At 72.8% G+C, this 20,747-nt stretch carries 18 protein-coding genes and 1 riboswitch; of the genes, 4 read left to right on the top strand and 14 right to left on the bottom strand.

Annotated features, from left to right (window positions below):
- The first annotated feature begins 131 nt into the window (after window positions 1–131).
- Entirely contained in the window at window positions 132–1,262 is a 1,131-nt protein-coding gene (locus CP967_RS20565) for a DUF5954 family protein (RefSeq protein ID WP_150489378.1), read from the top strand.
- A gap of 89 nt (window positions 1,263–1,351) precedes the next feature.
- Here CP967_RS20565 and CP967_RS20560 read toward each other — a convergent pair whose 3' ends face one another.
- Both CP967_RS20560 and CP967_RS20555 read right to left on the bottom strand, forming a co-directional pair.
- Window positions 1,352–2,653 (bottom strand): SAM-dependent methyltransferase, encoded by a 1,302-nt coding sequence (locus CP967_RS20560; protein WP_150489377.1) that lies wholly within the window; start codon window positions 2,651–2,653, stop codon window positions 1,352–1,354.
- 339 nt (window positions 2,654–2,992) lie between these two features.
- On the bottom strand, window positions 2,993–4,378 hold the full coding sequence (locus CP967_RS20555) for an NAD(P)/FAD-dependent oxidoreductase (RefSeq protein ID WP_150489376.1): 1,386 nt from the start codon (window positions 4,376–4,378) through the stop codon (window positions 2,993–2,995).
- Between the two features lie 539 nt (window positions 4,379–4,917).
- On the opposite strand from CP967_RS20555, the gene CP967_RS20550 reads away from it, so the two are divergent.
- Window positions 4,918–5,190 carry a type II toxin-antitoxin system Phd/YefM family antitoxin gene (locus CP967_RS20550; RefSeq protein WP_150489375.1) on the top strand — a complete coding sequence of 91 codons (273 nt, stop codon included), beginning with the start codon at window positions 4,918–4,920 and terminating at the stop codon, window positions 5,188–5,190.
- Window positions 5,187–5,456 carry a type II toxin-antitoxin system RelE family toxin gene (locus CP967_RS20545; RefSeq protein ID WP_150489374.1) on the top strand — a complete coding sequence of 90 codons (270 nt, stop codon included), beginning with the start codon at window positions 5,187–5,189 and terminating at the stop codon, window positions 5,454–5,456. The genes CP967_RS20550 and CP967_RS20545 overlap by 4 nt, the downstream gene beginning before the upstream one ends.
- Before the next feature lie 37 nt (window positions 5,457–5,493).
- Here CP967_RS20545 and CP967_RS20540 read toward each other — a convergent pair whose 3' ends face one another.
- The 12 genes from CP967_RS20540 to CP967_RS20485 form a co-directional block, all read right to left on the bottom strand.
- Window positions 5,494–6,447, bottom strand: coding sequence for a Ppx/GppA phosphatase family protein (locus CP967_RS20540; RefSeq protein WP_150489373.1), 954 nt, complete (start codon window positions 6,445–6,447; stop codon window positions 5,494–5,496).
- A gap of 118 nt (window positions 6,448–6,565) precedes the next feature.
- A complete protein-coding gene (locus CP967_RS20535) occupies window positions 6,566–7,108 on the bottom strand; it encodes a DUF501 domain-containing protein (RefSeq protein WP_150489372.1) in 543 nt (180 codons plus the stop codon).
- A gap of 112 nt (window positions 7,109–7,220) precedes the next feature.
- Window positions 7,221–7,691, bottom strand: a complete 471-nt coding sequence (locus CP967_RS20530; protein WP_150489371.1) for an FtsB family cell division protein — start codon at window positions 7,689–7,691, stop codon at window positions 7,221–7,223.
- Between the two features lie 157 nt (window positions 7,692–7,848).
- Window positions 7,849–9,135 carry a phosphopyruvate hydratase gene (gene eno / locus CP967_RS20525; RefSeq protein ID WP_150489370.1) on the bottom strand — a complete coding sequence of 429 codons (1,287 nt, stop codon included), beginning with the start codon at window positions 9,133–9,135 and terminating at the stop codon, window positions 7,849–7,851.
- 319 nt (window positions 9,136–9,454) lie between these two features.
- On the bottom strand, window positions 9,455–10,147 hold the full coding sequence (locus CP967_RS20520) for a transglycosylase family protein (protein ID WP_150489368.1): 693 nt from the start codon (window positions 10,145–10,147) through the stop codon (window positions 9,455–9,457).
- Window positions 10,148–10,316: riboswitch (cyclic di-AMP (ydaO/yuaA leader) on the bottom strand.
- A 289-nt stretch (window positions 10,317–10,605) separates the two neighbouring features.
- Window positions 10,606–11,697: a LysM peptidoglycan-binding domain-containing protein gene (locus CP967_RS20515; RefSeq protein ID WP_150489367.1), complete on the bottom strand. Its 1,092-nt coding sequence runs from the start codon at window positions 11,695–11,697 to the stop codon at window positions 10,606–10,608.
- Window positions 11,698–11,802: 105 nt separating this feature from the next.
- Window positions 11,803–13,083 carry a cytochrome P450 family protein gene (locus tag CP967_RS20510; protein ID WP_150489366.1) on the bottom strand — a complete coding sequence of 427 codons (1,281 nt, stop codon included), beginning with the start codon at window positions 13,081–13,083 and terminating at the stop codon, window positions 11,803–11,805.
- A gap of 190 nt (window positions 13,084–13,273) precedes the next feature.
- Window positions 13,274–14,299: a nucleoside triphosphate pyrophosphohydrolase gene (locus tag CP967_RS20505; RefSeq protein WP_229888391.1), complete on the bottom strand. Its 1,026-nt coding sequence runs from the start codon at window positions 14,297–14,299 to the stop codon at window positions 13,274–13,276.
- Between the two features lie 60 nt (window positions 14,300–14,359).
- On the bottom strand, window positions 14,360–15,016 hold the full coding sequence (locus tag CP967_RS20500) for a SurA N-terminal domain-containing protein (RefSeq protein WP_150489365.1): 657 nt from the start codon (window positions 15,014–15,016) through the stop codon (window positions 14,360–14,362).
- A 159-nt stretch (window positions 15,017–15,175) separates the two neighbouring features.
- Window positions 15,176–16,744, bottom strand: a complete 1,569-nt coding sequence (locus CP967_RS20495; RefSeq protein ID WP_150489364.1) for a serine/threonine-protein kinase — start codon at window positions 16,742–16,744, stop codon at window positions 15,176–15,178.
- Window positions 16,741–17,334 carry a hypothetical protein gene (locus CP967_RS20490; RefSeq protein ID WP_150489363.1) on the bottom strand — a complete coding sequence of 198 codons (594 nt, stop codon included), beginning with the start codon at window positions 17,332–17,334 and terminating at the stop codon, window positions 16,741–16,743. The genes CP967_RS20495 and CP967_RS20490 overlap by 4 nt, the downstream gene beginning before the upstream one ends.
- Window positions 17,335–17,439: 105 nt before the next feature.
- On the bottom strand, window positions 17,440–19,620 hold the full coding sequence (locus tag CP967_RS20485) for an N-6 DNA methylase (protein WP_190175091.1): 2,181 nt from the start codon (window positions 19,618–19,620) through the stop codon (window positions 17,440–17,442).
- Window positions 19,621–19,819: 199 nt separating this feature from the next.
- Between CP967_RS20485 and CP967_RS20480 the strand changes: the two genes are divergently transcribed.
- On the top strand, window positions 19,820–20,647 hold the full coding sequence (locus CP967_RS20480) for a DUF4190 domain-containing protein (protein WP_150489362.1): 828 nt from the start codon (window positions 19,820–19,822) through the stop codon (window positions 20,645–20,647).
- The last annotated feature ends 100 nt before the right edge of the window (window positions 20,648–20,747 follow it).

Genomic DNA, 20,747 nt, shown 5'->3' with positions numbered 1-20,747 from the left:
TGTACCCGGCTCCCGGACACCCGCCGTGCCCGTACGGGCTCCCGGGCGCCCGCCTGTGCGAACTCCCGTACACCCGCCTCCGTTTTCCCGTTCCCCGGCGGAGCCCCGTCCGCTTCGGGCACAGTGCGTACATGACCGGTTACAGGGACAGGGCGCCCGGCTATCTCACCTTCCGGGTCGCCCCGCAGGAAGGGCCCATCGCCGCCTTCGCCGAGCAGGAGGCCTGGCAGGCACGCGAGCTCTACCCCGATCTGATGGGTGTGGGCCTGGCGGAGTTCTTCCACGCCAGGGAGCACGAGGCCGGCGGCTGGGAGTTGTCCGAATACGGCACCGACACCCCCCAGGGCGCCCGGGACTCGCTGGGTTCGCACTTCCGTCTGCGTTCCTCGGCGGCCGGGGAGGCCGGGGAGAAGAAGGCGCAGAAGACGTGGATGGCGGCGGCGCTGCGGATGGACCGGGAAGTCGTGGACGAGATCCGCGTCCTCGGCGAGCGGTTCCGGATCGTGCGCGCCGCCAAGTTCATCCGCATGGGCAACGGCGGCCCCGAACCGCCCCGCCCCTCGGACCCCGACCCCGACCCCGCGGAGACCGGCGCGAACCACCGGACGCGTTCCCGCACCAAGGGGTTCGTCGTCGATCCGTACATCAGCACCGGGCTGTCGGACAGTCTGCTCAAGCTGGACCTCGTGCGGTTCATCGGCACCTCGCCCGGCGCCGGTCCGGAGGTCCGGGAGGACGCGTTGCGTGCCGCCGTGGAGTATCCCGGCGGGGTGCTGCTGCCGCCCGTCTTCATGATCTCCGAGCGGACGGACGGACGGTGGACCCCGCACAATCCGGGGTCGGCGGACGTGACGCCGCAGGAGGCCCGGGACGGCCTGGCGAGCTGGCTGCGGGTGATGGCCCCGTTCACCATGGATCTCCCGGACGGGAAACGGGCGGAGTACGCGCGCGCGGCCGACGTGCTGGACGAGAAGCGCTGCAACACCCTGAGCGTGGACGGATACCGTTTCCGCGTCACCCGGGTCGAGCGGCTGGTCCGGGTCGGCCCCGACGGGCCGGAGGGACCGCGTCCCAGCGATTTCGACCCGGAGCCTCCGGTGGAGGTCCATGTGCGCCTGCTGAAGGAGCAGGGGCTGTGGAAGGAGGAGGACGAGCCGCTCGAACTCGATGAGCGGGCCTTGCAGTTCCAGGCCCTGTGGGAGCAGGAGGTCAAGCGCCGGGAGGCGGTCGAGGAGCGCAGGGCGAGCAGGAAGCGGACCTGAGGGCCCTCGGGTCTCCCAGCTCCCTTTCTCTCCGGAGGCCCGAGGGGGCCGGTGCCGGCGGGGCGGGCACCGGCCCCCGCACGCGGGGGTCAGCCCGGGGCCGAGGCCGTCCAGTCACGGGCCCGCAGGGGCATCGGGGAGGCACCGTCCTCCCGGGGGCGGACCGCGAGGATCTGGTTGACGCCGATCCTGTTGCGTTCGAAGGAGAGCGCGGAGGCCGCCATGTACAGCCGCCAGACCCGGGCGCGGCCGGGCGAGGTCGCCCGTACGGCCTCCTGCCAGTGCTGCTCCAGGTTGGCCACCCAGCGGCGGAGCGTCAGGGCGTAGTGCTCACGGATCGCCTCGACGTCCCGCGCCTCGAACCCGGCCTCCTCCAGGGTGGCCACGGTGCGGCCCACCGGGGCGAGTTCGCCGTCGGGGAAGACATAGGCGTCGATGAACTCGTCGATGCGGTACGCCGCCTCGTCCTTCTCCGGGCGCCGGGCGATCTGGTGGTTGAGGAGCCGGCCGCCGGGTCTGAGGAGGGCGTACAGGTCGTCGGCGTACTCGCGGAAGCGGACCGAGCCGACGTGCTCGGCCATGCCGATGGAGGAGATGGCGTCGTACGGACCGTCCCGGACGTCCCGGTAGTCCTGGACCCGGATCTCGATCCGGTCGGTGAGGCCCTCCTCCGCGATGCGCTTGCGGGCGAAGGCCGCCTGTTCCGCGGAGAGGGTGACGCCGGTGACCCGGGCACCGTACTCGCGTGCGGCGTGGATGGCCATGGAGCCCCAGCCGCAGCCGACGTCCAGGAGGCGGTCGCCCTCCTTCAGCGCCAGCTTGCGGCAGACCAGGTCCAGCTTGTCGCGCTGGGCCTCCTCCAGCGTGCCGCCCTCCTGCCAGTAGGCGCAGGAGTACACCATGGACGGCCCCAGCACCAGGGCGTAGAAGTCGTTGCCCACGTCGTAGTGGTGGCTGATGGCCTCCTTGTCGCGCCGCTTGGTGTGCAGCGGGCCGGTGCGGCGGCGGACCTCCTCGGCGGGCGGGGGCGGGGGCGGCCAGGGACCGGCCAGCGCGACCAGGCCACGGGCGAACGCGCGCACCTTCGGGTCGCGGACGGGGTGCACGGCCCCCTCGGTGTCGCCGCGTTCCCAGATCAGCGCGGCCAGCGAGTCCAGAGCGGTGTACAGGTCACCGTCGACGTCGATCTCACCGGCCACCCAGGCGCGCGCCAGGCCCAGTTCACCCGGCTTCCAGAGCAGCCTGCGCAGGGCACGGCGATGGCGCAGGACGAGCACGGGCGCGCCCGGGGGGCCTGATTCGCTGCCGTCCCAGGCCCGGATCCGGACCGGCAGTGGTTCTCCCAGCAGCTCCTCGGCGAGAGCCGTCAGCCGCGACGCGGCGTCTGCCATGGCGTACACCTCCGTGGTGGTGTTTCCCGAACATGCCCAAATTCGCACAACCATGCATGAACCAGGCCACGACACCTCGGTGGCGCGGCGAGGTCCGTGAACGACAACAGCGCCGCGACACTCCGTCATCCCGGCGGAACGCAACGGAACGGCAAAATACCTGCATCAACCACCCACTTCACCGGCCGAGGGCGGGGGCGGGGGGCGGCGGGCGGTGGGCGGTGGGCGGTGGGCGGTGGGCGGGAACCCCGAAGGGACCGTCCGCACCACGGATGGCGGACGGTCCCTTCGGTGACGTACGGGCGCCCGAGGCGCCGGGGGGCCAGGAGGCCCGGGCCTTCAGGAGGCCTTGGCCTTCTCACCCTCGGGCTTGGCGGCGGCCGGCGCGGGGCTCGGCTTGGCGGCCTCGTAGAACTCCTCGCGGGGCGTCTCCATGGCGCCGAGCGAGACGACCTCGCGCTTGAGGAACATCGCGAGCGTCCAGTCGGCGAAGATCCGGATCTTGCGGTTCCAGGTCGGCATCGCCATGCCGTGGTAGCCACGGTGCATGTACCAGGCGAGACGGCCCTTGACCTTGATCTTCATCTTGCCCATGACGATCATCGCGACGCCCTTGTGCAGGCCGAGACCGGCGACCGCACCCTTGTTGGCGTGGCTGTACTCCTTCTGCGGGAAGCCCCGCATGCCGGAGATGACGTTGTCGCCGAGGACCTTGGCCTGACGCAGCGCGTGCTGGGCGTTCGGCGGGCACCAGGCGTTGGGGTTGCCCGCACGGCGGCCGACCATGTCCGGGACCTGGGCGTTGTCGCCCGCGGCCCAGATGTAGTCGGTGCCCTGCACCTGGAGCTTCTCGGAGGTGTCCACGTGACCGCGGGGGCCGAGCGGCAGGCCGAAGCGGGCCAGCGCCGGGTTCGGCTTCACACCGGCGGTCCACACGATCGTGCTGGAGTCGACCTCCAGGCCGTTCTTCAGCACCACGTGGCCGTCGACGCAGGAGTCCATGGAGGTGGAGAGGTAGACCTCCACGCCACGGCTCTCCAGGTGCTCCTTGCCGTACGCGCCCAGCTTCGGGCCGACCTCGGGAAGGATCTTGTCGGCGGCGTCGACCAGGATGAACCGCATGTCCTCGCGGCTCACGCTGGAGTAGTACTTGGCCGCGTCGCGGGCCATGTCCTCGACCTCGCCGATGGTCTCCGCACCGGCGAACCCGCCGCCCACGAAGACGAAGGTGAGGGCCTTGCGGCGGACTTCCTCGTCGGTCGTCGAGTCGGCCTTGTCCAGCTGCTCGAGGACGTGGTTGCGCAGGCCGATGGACTCCTCGATGCCCTTCATGCCGATGCCCTGCTCGGCGAGGCCGGGGATCGGGAAGGTACGGGAGACCGCGCCCATCGCGATGACCAGGTAGTCGAAGGGCAGCTCGTACGTCTCGCCGACGAGCGGCGCGACGGTGGCGACCTTGCGGTCCTGGTCGATGGTCGTGACACGACCGGTCAGGACCTCGGCCTTGGGCAGGACGCGCCGCAGCGGGACGACGACATGCCTGGGCGAGATGCTGCCGGCCGCAGCTTCGGGGAGGAAGGGCTGGTACGTCATGTACGAGCGGGGGTCGACGACCGTGACGGTCGCCTCCCCGTAGCGCATCTTCTTCAGAATGCGACGAGCTGCGTACAGGCCTACGTACCCACCGCCTACAACGAGGATCCTGGGACGCTCCGTGGTGCTCATGCCATCGAGTATCCACCCCCTTTCGGAGCAGTGCTCGTGAGCCCCTTCACAAGGTATACGCGACCCTCTGCTACACTTCGCCGCCCGCGTGACCCAGGTCATGACCCGGCAGGGGAACCAAGGCGGGATCACAGACGTTGTTCACCGCCTGTGAGCTGGCCCTTGAGCCGCCGGAAAGGCCAGACCGCCCGCCCCGGACGCACCCGCGCCCCTCTCCGGGCATCCCCCCGCCCCGGCTCCGCGGAAGCCCTCCGGCGATATGGAAGGGCCCTTCGGGGCAGAACTTCGCCCGCAGGGACCAAATCTCTTGTGAAGAAGTTCACGAAGTTCGCCGGAGCACCCCGCGAAACCCCGCCTTCCGAGGGCCCCGGGAGGGCTTCCGGCCGCTCAACAGTGCAGGCCAGGACGCGCTTGAGCGATCCCCGCCGCACCCCGGGGCACGGCCACCCGAGGGCGGACCGCGCGATCCGCCGGGCATCGCCCACGGAGGGGACTCCGGGCAGATGCCGCGTGTACACGTACATGCGTACACTCACCTCATGAGTGAGAACACCGTGACCGTGCGGGAAGCCCGCGCGCACCTCTCCGACCACATCAACCGGGCTGAAGAAGGCGTCCCGACCGTCATCACGCGCAATGGCGTCCCGGTGGCCGCCGTGGTGCCGATCTCGGACTTCGAAGCGCTGGAGGAAGCGGCCGACGTGATGCTGGCGCGCGAGGCCGAAGCGGTGCTGGCTGAGAGCGGCGCCACCGTGACCATGGCGGAACTGCTGGCGGACCTGTTCACCGAGCGGGACGGCGAGGCGGCGTGAAGTACGCCTTCCGGTTCACCACGGCGGCGCAGCGGCAATTCCGGGCCATCAGCCGGCCGGACGCCATGCGCGTCCTGGCCGCGCTGACCGCACTCGGTGACGACCCGTACCGCCAGGACGCCGACGTCAGGAAACTCACCGGCCCGTCCGGGCTCTACCGGCTGCGGGTCGGAAGCTACCGGATCGCTTATCAGATCAACGATGGCGAACTCGTCATCCTGGTCGTCAAGGTGGGCGACCGGCGGGACGTCCACCGCAACCTGTGACGCCCCGCCCGGCACCCGTATCGCGGGGCACCGCCCCTCAACGTGCCCCGCTCGCCGCGTAATGAGCGATCCCGTCGAGGATGTCGTGCTCGCTGACGACGACCTCGCGTGCCCCGGTCCGTTCCATCACGGCGAGCAGGACGAGCGCTCCCGACGGGATCACGTCGACCCGGCCCGGGTGCATGGCGGGGATCGCCGCCCGCTCCTCGTGCGTCGAGGCGCACAGCCGCCCGGTGATCTCCCGTACCTGCTCCAGGGAGATCCGGGAGTGGTGGATCGCCTCGCTGTCGTACTCCTCCAGCCCGAGCGCGATGGCGGCGATCGTGGTCACCGTCCCGGCCAGGCCGACGAGGGTCTCCGCCTCGGCCAGGGGGACCGTCTCGCCGGCCAGGTCCAGGGCAGCCTCGATGTCCGCCCGGATCGCGGCGAGCCGTTCGGGGGTGGGCGGGTCGATGACCGCCCCGTCCCGGACGAGGTGGCGTTCCGTCATGCGTACACAGCCCACGTCCACGGAACGGGCCGCGCGCACCTCGTCGTCGCCGACCACGAACTCGGTGGAGCCGCCGCCGATGTCGAAGACCAGGTAGGGCCGGGCCAGGCGGTCGTCACCGGCGAGTTCCCTGGTCGCCCCGTCGAAGGAGAGCTGGGCCTCCTGGTCACCGGTGACCACCTCGGGCTCCACGCCCAGGATGTCCCGCACACCTTGGACGAACACCTCGCTGTTCTCGGCGTCCCGGGAGGCCGACGTGGCGACGAACCGGATCCGCTCGGCACCGAGTTCAGCGATCACGGCGGCGTACTCGCGGCAGCGGGCGAAGGTGCGTTCCAGCGCCTCGGGGGCGAGCCGTCCGGTGCGGTCGACGCCCTGCCCGAGCCGGACGACCTCCATCCGGCGGGTCAGTTCGGTGAACCGCCCGGTGGCCGGGTCCACATCGGCGACGAGCAGGCGGATGGAGTTGGTACCGCAGTCGATGGCGGCAACGCGGGTCATGGGGCTGGCTCCTGGGGTGGTACGGGCGCCAGGACGGCACACCGGTGCGCGGACGCCGGGGCCGCGCGGGGACGGGGGACGCGGACGGCCGGGCGGATGCCCCGGCCGTCCGGCACGCTCAGGACTCTCCGGACTCGCCGGACCCGCCGCACGGGGTGACGCAGGGGCCCTTCGCCCACCACTCGGGCAGCATCGCGATGGCCTCGTCCCCCAGCGGGTTCACCCCGGGGCCGGCGGCCAGCGAGTGGCCGACCAGGACGTGCAGGCACTTCACCCGGTCCGGCATGCCTCCGGCGCTGGGGAAGCCCTCCAGCACCTCGATGGCGTCCCGGCGCGCGATGTAGTCCTCGTGCGCCGCCCGGTAGGCCGCCGCCAGCTCCGGATCGGTCCCGAGGCGCTCGGTCATCTCCTTCATGACGCCGTTCGCCTCCAGCGTGCCGATCGCGGAAGCGGCACGCGGGCACGTCAGGTAGTACGTCGTCGGGAACGGGGTGCCGTCCTCCAGACGGGGCTGTGTCTCCACCACGTCCGGGTTGCCGCACGGGCAGCGGTGCGCGATGGCGCGCAGACCGCGCGGCGGCCGCCCGAGCTGCTGCTCGAACGCGGCGATGTCCGCGGCGGTCGGCTCGGTGGGTTCGGTCTGCGGAGGGGGCGTGTCCATGCCTGCCTTGAAAGGTCGTCGTTCGATCAGTGGTGTGTACGGATCCCGGCGCCGCCGTCCGTACGGAGGGCGGGGCGGGGTGGTGCGTGCCGGGGACGGTACGCGAGCGGGCTCACTCGCGGTCCGCGCTGTCGACCCCGTCCCAGAGGTTGGAGTGCCAGGGCTTGCCGTCCCCGTCCCGCCCGCCTTCGCGGGCGGACGCCGCGTCCGGGTCGATCACCGTGTAACCGGTCTCGCCGGGCAGCACGTAGTGCAGGTGCTCGCGGGCCAGACGCCGGATGTAGGCGTCGTCCTTGAGCCGCGCCTTCTCGTCCCTCAGCTCCTCGGTCCGCTCACGGGCCAGACGCGAGAGCCTCTCCTGCTCGGCGATCTGGTCGCGCTGGGAGATGTACTGCCGCATCGGGTACGCCAGGGCGACCACCAGGGAGCAGACGATCAGCGCCAGGAACGCGGCCCGCCCGGTCAGCCGGGAGCGGCGCGCCTGACGGCGGCTCTGGGAGCGGTAGACGCGGGCGGCGGTCTGCTCGCCGAGCAGTCGCAGCCTGGTCGTGGTGGAGAACCGGTCGCGGTCCTTCCCGGCCATCTCTCACGCCTCCCCGTTACGCACGTCCGTCCCCGCACACGGTACGGGACCGAGTGCGGGGACGGACGGAGGCTGCGCCCCCGGGGCTCCCGTCCGGGATCGCCCCGCCGGGCCCGGGGCCCGGCGAAACGGTCCGGGCGAGAGCCCCGGACCGCCGTCAGCCCTCGTGACGGAAGCGCGGGAACGCCGAACGGCCCGCGTAGACCGCGGCGTCGTCGAGGATCTCCTCGATGCGCAGCAGCTGGTTGTACTTGGCGACACGGTCCGAACGGGCCGGGGCGCCGGTCTTGATCTGACCGCAGTTCACGGCGACCGCGAGGTCGGCGATGGTGACGTCCTCGGTCTCGCCGGAACGGTGGGACATCATGCACTTGAAGCCGTTGCGCTGGGCCAGCTCGACGGCGTCCAGAGTCTCGGTCAGCGAACCGATCTGGTTGACCTTGACGAGGAGGGCGTTGGCGGAGCCCTCCTCGATGCCGCGGGAGAGGCGCTCGGGGTTGGTGACGAAGAGGTCGTCACCGACGATCTGCACCTTGGCGCCCAGCTTGTCGGTGATGACCTTCCAGCCGGCCCAGTCGTCCTCGTACAGCGGGTCCTCGATGGAGACCAGCGGGTACGCGGAGACGAGCTCCTCGTAGTACTCGGTCATCTCGGCGGCCGAGCGGGACTTGCCCTCGAACTCGTAGACGCCGTCCTTGTAGAACTCGGACGCGGCGACGTCCAGGGCGAGCGCGATGTCGCGGCCGGGGACGTAGCCGGCCTCCTTGATGGCCTCGATGATGAGGTCGAGGGCGGCGCGGTTGGACTCGAGGTTCGGGGCGAAGCCGCCCTCGTCGCCGAGACCGGTGGACAGGCCCTTGGTCTTCAGGACCTTCTTCAGGGTGTGGTAGATCTCCGCGCCCCAGCGCAGGGCCTCGGAGAAGGACTCGGCGCCGATCGGCGCGATCATGAACTCCTGGATGTCCACGTTGGAGTCGGCGTGCGAGCCGCCGTTCAGGATGTTCATCATCGGAACGGGCAGCAGGTGCGCGTTCGGGCCGCCGAGGTAGCGGAAGAGCGGGAGGTCGGAGGCCTCGGACGCGGCGTGCGCCACGGCCAGCGAGACGCCGAGGATGGCGTTGGCGCCGAGCGAGCCCTTGTTCTCGGTCGCGTCCAGGTCGAACATCGCCTGGTCGATGAGGCGCTGCTCGGTGGCGTCGTAACCGACGAGCTCCGGACCGATCTGCTCGATCACGGCGAGGACGGCCTTCTCGACGCCCTTGCCCTGGTAGCGGTTGGGGTCGCCGTCACGGAGCTCGATGGCCTCGAACGCACCCGTGGAAGCACCGGACGGAACGGCAGCACGACCCGTGCTGCCGTCGTCGAGACCAACCTCGACCTCGACCGTGGGGTTCCCCCGGGAGTCGAGGATTTCCCTGGCTACGACGACGTCGATGGACGGCACGAGGCATCTCCTTCTGGGATCTGACACTGGTTGTCCAGGGTCACGGTGGCCTAGCGACACGAGCCTAACCGGCCCGGCCCGCTGCGTCGGCCGACCGCCCGTCCCCTGGGACGAAAAAGGTCTCAAGCACCCGCATTACGGGCGTTTCTTCAGAAATTTACTGGCAGGTAACTACAACTGTTGAACACTCACCCCCCAGGAGGCCGTTCCGGCGGCGCCCCGAAAGCCCTTCCGGGAAGCCCCCGGCACGCCGCCGGCCCGGCGCACAGGGGGGTGGGTGCGCCGGGCCGGGTGGCCGTCCGGGGAGGAGGATCCCGGACTACTTCAGGTGGAGCTGCTGACCCGGGAAGATCAGGTCGGCGTCCTTGACGATGTCGTCGTTCAGCTCGAACAGCTTCTCCCAGCCGCCCTTGACGTCCTTCGCACCGGCGATCTTGCTGAGGGTGTCGCCGGTCTTCACCTCGTACTCGCCGTCACCCTTCTGGACCTTCTCACCGGTGGGGGTGGTGACGGTCTCCTCGGGAGCGGTGCGCTTCTCGCTGCGGGTGGCGGGCTGCTCGGCCTCGCGCTCCGGTGCGGCCTGCGGGTCGGTGTCGCCGTTCGCGGCGGCACCGGTGTCGACGCCGGGGTCGACACCGTCGTTCGTCAGACCGCCGGCTCCGGCGCACGCCCAGGCGCCCGGCCCCTGGAGGTCGAGGAGCTTCTCGGCGGTGGCTATCTGCTGTTCCTTGGTGGCCAGGTCGGCCCGCGCGGCGTACTGCGTGCCGCCGGCGGCGGCCCAGCTGGACTGCGAGAACTGCAGGCCGCCGTAGTAGCCGTTGCCGGTGTTGATGGACCAGTTGCCACCGGACTCGCACTGCGCGACGGCGTCCCAGGTCTCGACGGACGCGGCGGAGGCGCCGGTGGCACCCATCAGCGGGACGGCGACGGCGGCACCGGCGACACCGGCCATCGTGGCGATGCGGACGGCCCTGGAGGTACGACGGTGCTTGCCCTTGTTCGAAAGCAGCATGGTTCTCCTCACCGACGCCTACGAGGTGAGCTGTCGGGTTCGGGCTGTGAGCTGCCCGGTCGCCCGCACTGGCGAGCGACTTCACCCCGAGCCGGTCCGACCGTCTTCCCGACGGTCCGCTCCGGCACCTACCTGGGTCCCCCGCTCCTGCCTACGGCGCATGACGCGTCTGTTCCCTTCGGCCGACGGCAGGATTCGGCGTGACGGTCGAAGGTGCCCGCGGTGCGAGCGGCTCCGACCGTAAACACACCCAACCCCGACATTCAAAGCTGGACATAACGCGCAATCAGCACGTACCGAAGGGGGGCAGGGGATTATTTCCGCAGGTCGGAGCCGATACGGACGGACCGGACGGGCGAGGCCCGCCGCGAACAGCAAAGAGACCCATGTCTCACTTACGCATAAGTGGACATAGGCCCCTTAACTACCCTTGTTTTCGGGGTGTTTTCCCGTTTTGATCAGTGGCCGGAGGCGGTCTTCCCGCCGGCCGCCCCGGCGGTCGCGTCCCCGGCCGCCGTGTCATCGCCGGCCGCCGTGCCGCCGGCCGCTCCGGTGCCCGCGGCCGCCAGGTCGAGGTCCTGGCCCGGGAGGATCAGGTCCGGGTCGGAGCCGACCTCGCCCCTGTTGGCCTCGTAGAGGGCCGTCCAGCCGCCGGGCACGTCCTGGGCGCCCGCGATCGACCAGAGGTTGTCGCCCTCGCGGACCGTGTAGGTGCCGTCCGCGCCGGAGTCCTCGCGCGCGCCAGAGTCGCCGCGGGAGGCGTGCCGGCCGGTATCGCGTCCCGCGTCCGCCCCCGTCCCCGTACCCGCCTCGGGAGCGGGCGCGCCGCGGTGCTTCCCGCCTCCGGTGCGGCCGGGGCTCTGGGACGCCTCGGGCTCGGGGGCGGTGGAGGGTGACGCCGAGGGCGCGGATCCGCCGGAGTCCCCGGGGGTCTCCTTCCCTCCGGGCGTGCCCGCCTTCCCCTTCCGTCCGCCGTCGTCCGCCGCGCCGGCGTCGGCCGCGGGGTCCTTCGCCCCGTCCCCCGCACCGCCCTCGGCGTCGTCCTCCGCGGCGCCGGACACCTCGTCCGCCGTGTCCTCGTCCGTCTCGCGCGTCGTCTCCCCGGTGGATCCGGTGGATCCGGGCAGGGAGGTGTCCGCCGGGTCGCCGCCCGGGTCCACGCCCGGCAGCCCTCCGTCGAGCACCAGCCCGGAGACCACCGCGCAACTGGCCCACGCCTGCGGACCCTGGTCGTCCAGCACCTTCTCGGCGACCGCTATCTGCTGCGAGCGGCTGGCGAGGTCGGCGCGGGGCGCGTACACCGTGCCCCCGTACGACTTCCAGGTGTCCTGGGACAGCTGGAGGCCGCCGTAGCGGCCGTTGCCGAGGTCGGCGCTCCACATGCCGCCGCTCTCGCACTCGGCCACCCGGTCCCAGGTGGATGCCTCGGCCGCGTTCGCGCCGGTGGCGCCGAGCAGTGGGATGGCGATCGCCGATCCCGTCACGCCTGCGGTGACGACGATGGCCGGTGCCTGGCGAGGGCGGCGGTGTCTGCCGTTCGCGGAGCCCATGGGATTGCCTTCCGTGTGACTGACAGGTGACTGGAGAGTCGAACGGTGAACCTAGCGGGACTCGAACGGGTGTCACAAGTCGATGCAGCGGAGATCACGCGAAAGTCACAGAATTGACGGGGCGTCACTTTCTTCGGTCCGGCCCGGTGCCCCGAACTCCACCGGAAGGGTGCGCAGCCCCCGCATGATGAGCCCGCCGCGCCACCGCAGATCAGCTGTCCCCACGGCGAGCCGCAGATCGGGGAGGCGCGTCAGCAGGGTCGCCAGCGCGGTCCTGCCCTCCAGCCGGGCGAGCGGCGCGCCGAGGCAGTAGTGGATGCCGTGCCCGTATCCGAGGTGCTGGTTGTCACTTCGCGCGAGGTCCAGGACGTCCGGCTCGGGGAAGCGCGCGGGGTCCCGGTCCGCGGCGGCCAGCACCACGAGCACGGGGTCCCCCGCGGCGATGTCCTGCCCGCCCAGCGTCAGGGGGACCGTCGCGTAGCGCCAGGTGGCGAGTTCCACCGGTCCGTCGTAGCGGAGCAGTTCCTCGATGCCGGTCTCCAGCAGCTCCGTCCCGCCCTCCGCGAGGGAGCGCTGAAGGCGCTCCCGCTGCTCCGGTTCGCGCAGCAGGGCGTGAATGCCGTTGCCGATCAGGTTGACGGTCGTCTCGAAGCCCGCGAAGAGGAGGATGAAGGCCATCGCGGCGGCCTCGTTCTCGGTGAGGTGCTCGCCGTGGTCGCTCGCCCGGATCAGGTCGGAGATCAGGTCGTCGCCCGGGTTCTCCCGTTTCCGGTGGATCAGTTCGGCGAGGTAGCCGCGCATCTTCTTCACCGACCGGGCCACCCCGCCGCGCGGTCCGCCGCCGTGGCGGATCATCATGCCCGCCCAGTCCCGGAAGTCGTCCTGGTCCTCGCGCGGCACCCCGAGCAGGTCGCAGATGGCGTAGATGGGGAGCGGGAAGGCGAACTCGTGGATGAGATCGGCCTCACCCCTGTCCGCGAAGCCGTCGATGAGCCGGTCCGTCAGCTCCTGTACGCGGGGCGCGAACGCCGCGACCCGGCGCGGGGTGAACGCCTTCGTCACCAGCCGGCGCAGCCGGGTGTGGTCGGGCGGGTCGATGTTCAGCAGATGCGTCATCAGCTCCGCCTTGCGCTCCCCCGGGATGCCCGTCTTCCCCTTGGCGTTCGCCGTCCCCGCGTGGTGGGCGGGGTTCTTGGAGAGCCTGCTGTCCGCGAGGGCCTGCCGGGCGTCCGCGTACCGGGTCACCAGCCATGCCTCGACGCCGCTGGGCAGTGTGGTGCGGTGCACGGGGCTGTGCTCGCGGAGCCAGGCGTAGGCGGGGTAGGGATCGGTGGCGAACTCCCAGGTGAAGAGTTCGGGGGCGGGGCGGGCGGGGCAGTCGTTCACCCCACGACGTTATCCGGGACCCCTTCCGGGGCTCCGCCCGGCCGGGTGCCGGAGGTCCGGCCAGGGCCCCGTCCTGCCGGGTGCCCGGCGTCCGCCCAGGGCTCTCCGCCCGGGTGCCGGGGGTCCGGCCGGTCCGGGCGCCGGGGGACCGGCCGACGGGTCGGGGCCGGTCCGGGGCCCGGCCGGCGGGTCAGGGCCGGGGGCCGGGCTCCGGGCTGCCGGGCGCCGTGTCCCCGGCTCCGGACCCCCGGGCGGGGCCCAGGCCCTCCGCCGCGCGGATCGCGTCCCGGTAGGTGCGCGCGGCGGCCCGCAGTGCCGCCTCGGGGTCGGTGCCCTCCTCCTCGGCGCGCACGGCGAGTGCCAGCAGCCGGTGGCCGACAGAGCCGTCGCCGGGCAGCGGGACGTCGAGACCGGCCTGCCGGACCCGGCTGCCCAGCTTCGCCGCCAGCGCCAGTCCGGGCTGCCCGACCGGCACCCCGTCGGTGACCGATTCCCGCTGCTTCTCGACCGCCTTCGTACGCAGCCAGTGCGCGTGGACGTCCTCCGGGGTCTCGGCGGTCTCGTCGCCGAAGACATGGGGGTGGCGGTGGATCAGCTTGTCCACGAGAGCCGCCGCGACGTCGTCCACGGAGAACGGCTCGTCCGGGTCCTCCTGGGCGATCCGGGCGTGGAAGACGACCTGGAGGAGGACGTCCCCCAGCTCCTCGCGCAGCTCCTCGCGGTCGCCCTCCTCGATGGCCTCGACGAGTTCGTACGCCTCCTCGATGGCGTATTTGGCGAGGCCCCGGTGCGTCTTCCGCGAGGTCCACGGGCACTCCCGGCGGACCCGGTCCATGACCTGGACCAGGTCCAGGAGGCGGGCGCCCGGCAGGTCGTACGAACCGGGCAGCAGTTCCAGGTCGGGCATCCGCACCCGGCCGGACCCGCCGAGCCGGGCCAGGCCGTCGGTGAGCGGCCGGTTGCCCTCGCCGCCCACCAGCACCACCACGGTCCGGCCGCCGGCGCAGTCGTCGACGAGCTCCTCGGCCGTCGGCGCGGCCTGCTCCACGGTGACGCCCGCCTCGCGCAGATACGGCAGCTGCGGGTGGTCCGGCTCGGCGCACAGCACCCGGTCCGCGGCGTGCAGTGTCCGCCAGGCGGGCCAGGACAGCAGTCCGGGCGCGACCCGGTGGCTGGCGGTGAGCAGGACGACGCGGCCGGGATCTTCAGCGTTCACACACCGAACCTACCGCGCGCCGTCCGGGCTCCGGGCCCGCGGCCGGTCCGGCCGCCGCGGTCAGGCGCCGGTCTCGGGCCCCTGCTGCGGGGAGCGCGTGACCTGCTTGATCCAGGGGGAGGCGTAGGTGCTGAGCTGGACCTTCTGGTCGTCCCAGGCGCCGTAGCGCGGGTTGATGTCGATGTCCAGGGCCTTCGACGCGTCGGTGAGCGCCTTCGTGACGGTCTGCTGGCCCTCGGGGCTCTGGACGTCGGCACCGAGCGCCAGGGCCAGCTTCTGGAGCTGGATCCGGGTGCGCAGGTCCTGCTCGATCTGGTCCGGGGCCAGCCAGAACTGCTCCAGCATGGCGGTCCGCATCCCCTCGTCGCCGCCGGCCTGCGCGGCGGTGGCACTGCGGGCCTGCTGGATCTCCTTGCGGCTGACGCTCACCCCGGCGTCCTCGGAGGCGCGGTCCAGGACCCGGGCGAAGACCGTGCTGTGCAGCTTGGCCCGGGTGAGCTGGCCGGACTCCTTCACGAGTTTCCCGGACTGCCCCGACTCCTCCTGGGCGCCGCGTACGTCGGCGACCTGCGCCTGGATCGCGGACATCTCGATACGGTCGCCGCCGACGACGGCCGCGGCCCCTGGGTGCGCCTCACTGCCGCAGGCGGAGAGCAGCGGTGCCGCGAGGAGCGTTGCGGCGGTGACGGCGAGCGCGGTGCGACGACGGCGGTGCAAAGGAGCCTCCCGGGGAGAGTTTGTGCATCGGTGCACAAGCCTTGCGTTGATCGATGTTAGGCAGTGGAGGTGGCTGGGGCCACCGGTTCGACCAACGATTCGCGAGGAGTTGGGGATGCGGGGGCCCGCCGCCCGCCCCCGGAGGGCCGCGGTCCGGGGTCAGCCGCCCCGGACGTGCTGCTGGTGGCTGAGCTGTCTGCGCAGCTCGGCGGGGAGCGGGTGGTGCGGGCCGTACGTCCGCTCCGCGTCGTACAGCAGCGCCTGCAACTGGGCGCGTCCCGCCGCGTGGTCGCCGACCGCGAGCAGCAGATGGCCGATGCGGTGGCGGATGTCGAAGGCGCGGCCCGGGACGGAGGCGGGGGCCACGTAGGTGTTCTCGTAGTACGGGAGGACCGCGCGGTACTCGGCGAGCGCGGCGGCGGCCTCGCCCAGCTGCTCCAGGCACAGGGCGGCGTCGTAACGGAACTGCAGGGCCTGGGTGTCGGCCGGGCCGGACTCCGTGGCGCGGTCGTCGGCGAGGCGGCGCAGTTCGGGCAGGGCGCGGCGGTACTGGCCGTCGTCCATCAGGGTGGCCGCGTACTGCTTGCGCAGGATCCGGACGACCGGGGAGTGCTCGCCGTGCTCGGCCGCGGCGGCCGGGAGGAGGTCGCCGAGGATGTCGACGGCCTGGGTGATCCGGCCTTCGCCCAGCAGCCGCTTGACCTCGTCGACCGCCTTCGCGACGTCCCTCCGGGCGGGCGGGGCGGGCGCCTGCTGCCGGGGGAGGGCGGCGGGCGCCGGGGCCGCGGACGGCATGGGGGGCAGCGCGGCGGCCCGGTCCGGCCACGGCGCCTGCGGCCGCAGGAAGGGCCTGGTCGGGTCGAGGGGGCCGGCCGGCGAACCGTGTACGGGCAGCAGCGGGCGCAGCGCCTCGTACACCTCCTGCGCGGAGGCCGGGCGGTGCTGCGGGTCCTTCGCGAGCAGCCGCAGCACGAGGTGCTCCAGGGCCTCGGGGATCTCGGGGCGGCGGCCGCGGACGGGGACGGGCGGCTCGTAGAGGTGGCGGTGCAGCACCCCGAGGGCGGTGGAGCCGGCGAACGGCACGTCACCGCTGAGCAGTTCGTGCAGCAGCACACCGAGCGCGTACAGGTCGGTGTACGGGCCGACGGCGCCGCCCATCGCCTGCTCGGGGGCCATGTAGGCCGGGGAGCCGATCGGCGAACCGGTGTGCGTCAGGCGCGTGGTGTCGGAGTCCAGCACGGAGGCCACACCCAGGTCGAGGACGGTGACGGTGCCGTCCGGCCGGACCATGACGTTGCGCGGCTTCAGGTCGCGGTGGACGATCGGCACCGCGTGGACGGCGGAGAGCACGGCGCAGAGCTGGGCGGCGACCGCGACGGCCCAGGGCCACGGGTAGGGGTCGTGCTCGGCCAGGTGGTCGGCGAGGTCGGCGCCCTCGACGTACTGCATGACGAGGTAGAGGTCGTCGTCGTCGTCGCCCGCGTCGTGGACGGTGACCAGCCCGGGGTGGTCGACCTGGGCGGTGACCCGGCACTCCCGGACGAACCTGCGGCGCACCTCGTCGGCGGCCTCACCGGCGGACGGTCCGGCGACCCGGTCCGGGCGCAGCAGTTTCACCGCCACCCGGCGGTCCAGCCGCTGGTCGTACGCCGTCCAGACCTGGCCCATCCCGCCCTGTCCGAGCAGGGTCGCCAGTTCGTAGCGCCCGGCGATGACACGCCCGTTCACCTGTCGCCGCCCTCCTTGCGGAGGTAGTCGCTCAGCTCGTCCAGCTCGGCCCGCACCTGGTCCAGGCGCTGGGGCGGGTAGGGGGTGACGGGGCGGGGCGGCGGGGCGGGCGCGGGGACGGCCCGCGGGGGCGGGGCGGGGGCGGCCGGCGGGTAGCCGTGGCCGGGGACGGTGACCGCGCTGTGGCCCTGCGGAGGGAGGGGACCGGGGTACGCCACCGGGGCGGGGAGGCCGCGCCGGACCGCGAAGTGCCGGATCTCCGCCCAGAGGTAGTAGGTGACGGTGCCGCCCACGGAGCAGAACATCCAGCCGAGGAAGAGGAGGGCCTGGCCGTCCGTCAGCTCCGGCTGGTCCTCGGGGATGGTGAACATGTAGGCGAGCATCGCCGTGTTGAGCGCGATCACCACCGCCATCAGCACCCAGTCCAGCGCCCTGCGGGTGACGAGGGCCAGCCGCAGCAGGGACGCCCACGAGGCGAACCCGCAGCTCATGAGCGTCAGCAGCACGAAGATCACCCGCAGCGCGACCAGCGTCCTCGGCGGCGGGGTGTACGCCGGTGGCCGCTGCGGCGGGTAGCCGTAGCCGTGCATGTGCCGCTCCTGGGGGAACCGAAGGCCGGAGGTGTGCAGTGAGCGTATACACCGACACGGACAACCGGCTCACGGTTGTGCGCAACCGTTGTGCTTCCCGTCACGTCACTCCGGGGCGACCGTGCCGTCCGTGAGCCCGTCGTACATCCCCTGGACCAGCTGTCCGCCGAGCCGGCCCGCGGTGCGCAGGGCGTCCTCGAACTCCGCGAGGGCCCGGAAACGGGCGCCGTAACCACGCTGTTCGGCCAGCGGGAGCCGGGGCAGCTGGAGCCGGCGGGCGTCCAGCCGGGCCGAGGTCGAGGCGTAGCTGCTGGCCTGCCGGTTGTTGGCGGTGCCGCGCAGGAACCCGGCGAGGAACCAGGGGTCGAGGGCGGCCGGGTCGGGGCGCAGCAACTGGAGGTTGCGGCCGAGCACGGCCCCGGCGGTGGCCTCGTCGACGACCCGGGCGACCGGCGCGGCACCGAGGACGGGCACCACGACGTCGCCCGCCTCCAGCAGGAGCGGTTCGTCGTCCGGGGCGGCCGGGCCGGTGGCGGTGCCGCTGGGCGGGGTGCCGCCGAGGACGTCGTGCTCGGTCAGGACGGGGGCGGCGGCGCTGCCCGCACCGGTGCCGGTGCGCAGGTGCAGGGCGCCGGAGCGGGCGAGTTCGCCGACCGTGGTGAGGGTGCGCCGGGACGGGCGGCGGGGTGCGGGGGGCGGCGGGGTGAGGCGGGCGGTCAGCTTCAGGGTGGCGTCCAGCCGGTCGCGCACCCGGCCGAGTTCGCCGGCGCCGCCTCCGGTGGCCGGGGAGGGCAGATGGCGGGCCGGCGCGAGGTCGACGTCGTCGTCGAGCAGTTCGATGACGGGCACCGCCCGGCTGGTCCCGGGGCGGTCGGCGGCCGGACCGGCGGGGGCGGCGTCCGTGGTGCTCCGGTCGAACGCCTGCCATGCCTCGACCGCGGCGGCCCTCACGGCACCCCAGTCGATCCGGTCGCGCCCGCCGGCCGCCGGTCCGCCCGCTCCGGCCGCCGGATCGGGTGTCCGGGCCGTGTCCACGACGAGGAGGTCGGGCGCGGGACGGTCCCCCGCCCCGGGCTTGCGGAGCACCCAGAGGTGGAGCGGGATGCCGTACGGGGGCGCGGCGCCGGCCGGGAGCGCGACGACGGCGCGCAGGGCCCCGCGGCGCAGCAGGTCGGCCCGGATCCGGCGGCCGGAGCGGCGGGAGGCCGCGGCCGGCGGCATCAGCAGGACGGCGGTGCCTCCCTCGCGCAGCCGGGCCAGCGCGTGCTGGACCCAGGCGAGTTCGGACTCGGTGCGGGCGGGGAGTCCGTACTCCCAGCGCGGGTCGTAGGCCAGGTCCTCGTGGCCCCAGTTGCGCTCGTTGAACGGCGGGTGGCAGAGCACCACGTCCACGGCGAGCCGGGGGAAGGCGTCGTACCGCAGGGTGTCGCCGGCCCGTACGTCGATCACGCCCCGGCCGTCGTCCCCCCCGGGGGCCCCGGGCGTCCCGGCCGCTCCGGACGCGCTTTTGGAGCGGAGGGCGAGGCGGAGCGCGGTGAGCGCGGCGAGGTCGGGGTCGGCCTCCTGCCCGTACAGGGCCGCGGGCCCGGCGACCGCGCGCAGCAGGGCACCCGTCCCGGCGGCGGGGTCGAGGACCGTGCGGGCGGGCCGGCGGGCGGCCCCGCGGGCGGGCCCGCCCGCGGGCCCGTCCTCCTTCGCCAGGGCCGCCATCAGGGCGGCGAGGTCGGGCGGGGTGAGCGTGTACTGGCGGGGGTTGGCGTCGAGCTGGCGGACGAAGAGGAACTCGAACGCCCGGTGGGCCCCCGCCTCCGCCGCCAGTTCGGCGGTGGACCGCAGCAGGGGGACGGAGGGCAGCAGTCCGGCCGGGCCGGGGGTGTGGACGGCACGCGCGGTGCCGAGGCGCCTGGTGAGGACCTCGTCCAGGGCGCCCGGCAGGTCCTCGGCCATCCGCGCGTCCGGCCCCGCGGCGATCTCCAGCCACGCGGCGGGCCTGTCCCGGACGAGCAGCAGGGCGCAGCCCGCGTGGATCAGCGCGGTGACGGCACCGGCCGGATGGCCGGCCAGCTGCTGCCAGACCCGTTCACGCAGCGGTACCTCGGCCAGCTTGCCCTGGTCCCGCAGCCACTGCTCGACCTCGGGGAGGGAGAAGGACGGACTGGTGTCGGTGCCGCCGACGGGCCGGGGGAAGTCGGGGTGACGCCGGCGCCAGTTGCTGACGGCCGCGCGGCCCACGCCCGCGAGCCGGGCGATCCCCGCCGCGGTCACCTCTGCCGAGTTCTCGGGCACCGACTGCCTCCCCAGTAGATCCGTCGTGCCGGTGAGCATACCGACTGATGGCGGCGCAACGGTTCACAACGACAACTCGACCGTTCAACGTGAACCGTGTTGACTCGATTCACAAGCTCTGGTGTGATTGACCCGTCGCCGCAGCATGCGGTGGTCGAATCCGCTCACATGTTTTTGTTCTTCGCCGGAGGGCGCACCCATGTCCCAGTACACGCAGCAGCCGCAGCCCCAGCAGCCCTACAGCCCCGCCCAGGCCCCCGGGGTACGTCCGGCCCGCAACGGGCTCGGTATCGCCGCTCTCGTCCTGGGGCTCATCGGCGCCGTCTCGGGCCTGATCCCCCTGCTCTTCTGGCTGGCCGGCGTCCTCGGCCTCATCGCCCTGGTCCTGGGCCTGGCCGGCCGGGGCCGCGTCAAGCGCGGCGAGGCCACCAACAAGGGGGTGACCACCTTCGGTGCCGTCCTCGGCCTCGTCTCCCTGGTCCTCGCGGTCGTCGGCGCGGTCATCACGTTCAAGGCCGTGGGCGACGCGGTGGAGGAGATCGACAAGGAGCTGTCGGGCAGTTCGGCCTCGGTGGTACCGGGTGACGGGAAGGCCGCGCAGGACGACGCGCCGAAGGACGGGGGCGGGACGGACGCCGGCACCCTGGCGGGCGGTGACACGGCCGCGTACGACGACGGCCTGGAGGTCACGGTCGGCAAGGCCGCCGCGTACACGCCCGACGAGTTCGCCATCGGCCACACCGAGGGCGACAAGGCGTACACGGTCGAGGTCGTCATCGAGAACAAGTCGGAGGAGAAGTTCGACACCGCGCTCGCCACGGTGAACGCCCGGGCCGGCTCCGACGGCGTGGAGGCGGAGCAGATCTTCGACGGCACGATCGGTGAAGGCTTCACCGGCACGGTGCTGCCGGGCAAGAAGGCCACGGTGAAGTTCGCCTTCGACGCCCCCGCGGACGCCAAGAACCTGACCGTCGAGGTCAGCCCGGGCTTCGAGTGGGACGCCAGCCAGTGGGACGTGAAGCTCTGACGGGCCGCCCCGGGGCGGCTCCCGCCCCGGAACGGGAGCCGTTCCGGGGCGGGAGCCGCCCCCGACAGGTCCGTTGCGTCGGATCCGGTGCGTCAGATCC

The organism is Streptomyces nitrosporeus (assembly GCF_008704555.1).
GTDB lineage: Bacteria > Actinomycetota > Actinomycetes > Streptomycetales > Streptomycetaceae > Streptomyces > Streptomyces nitrosporeus.
Note: the sequence above shows the minus strand (reverse complement) of the source record. Positions and strands in the feature narration are given on the sequence as shown.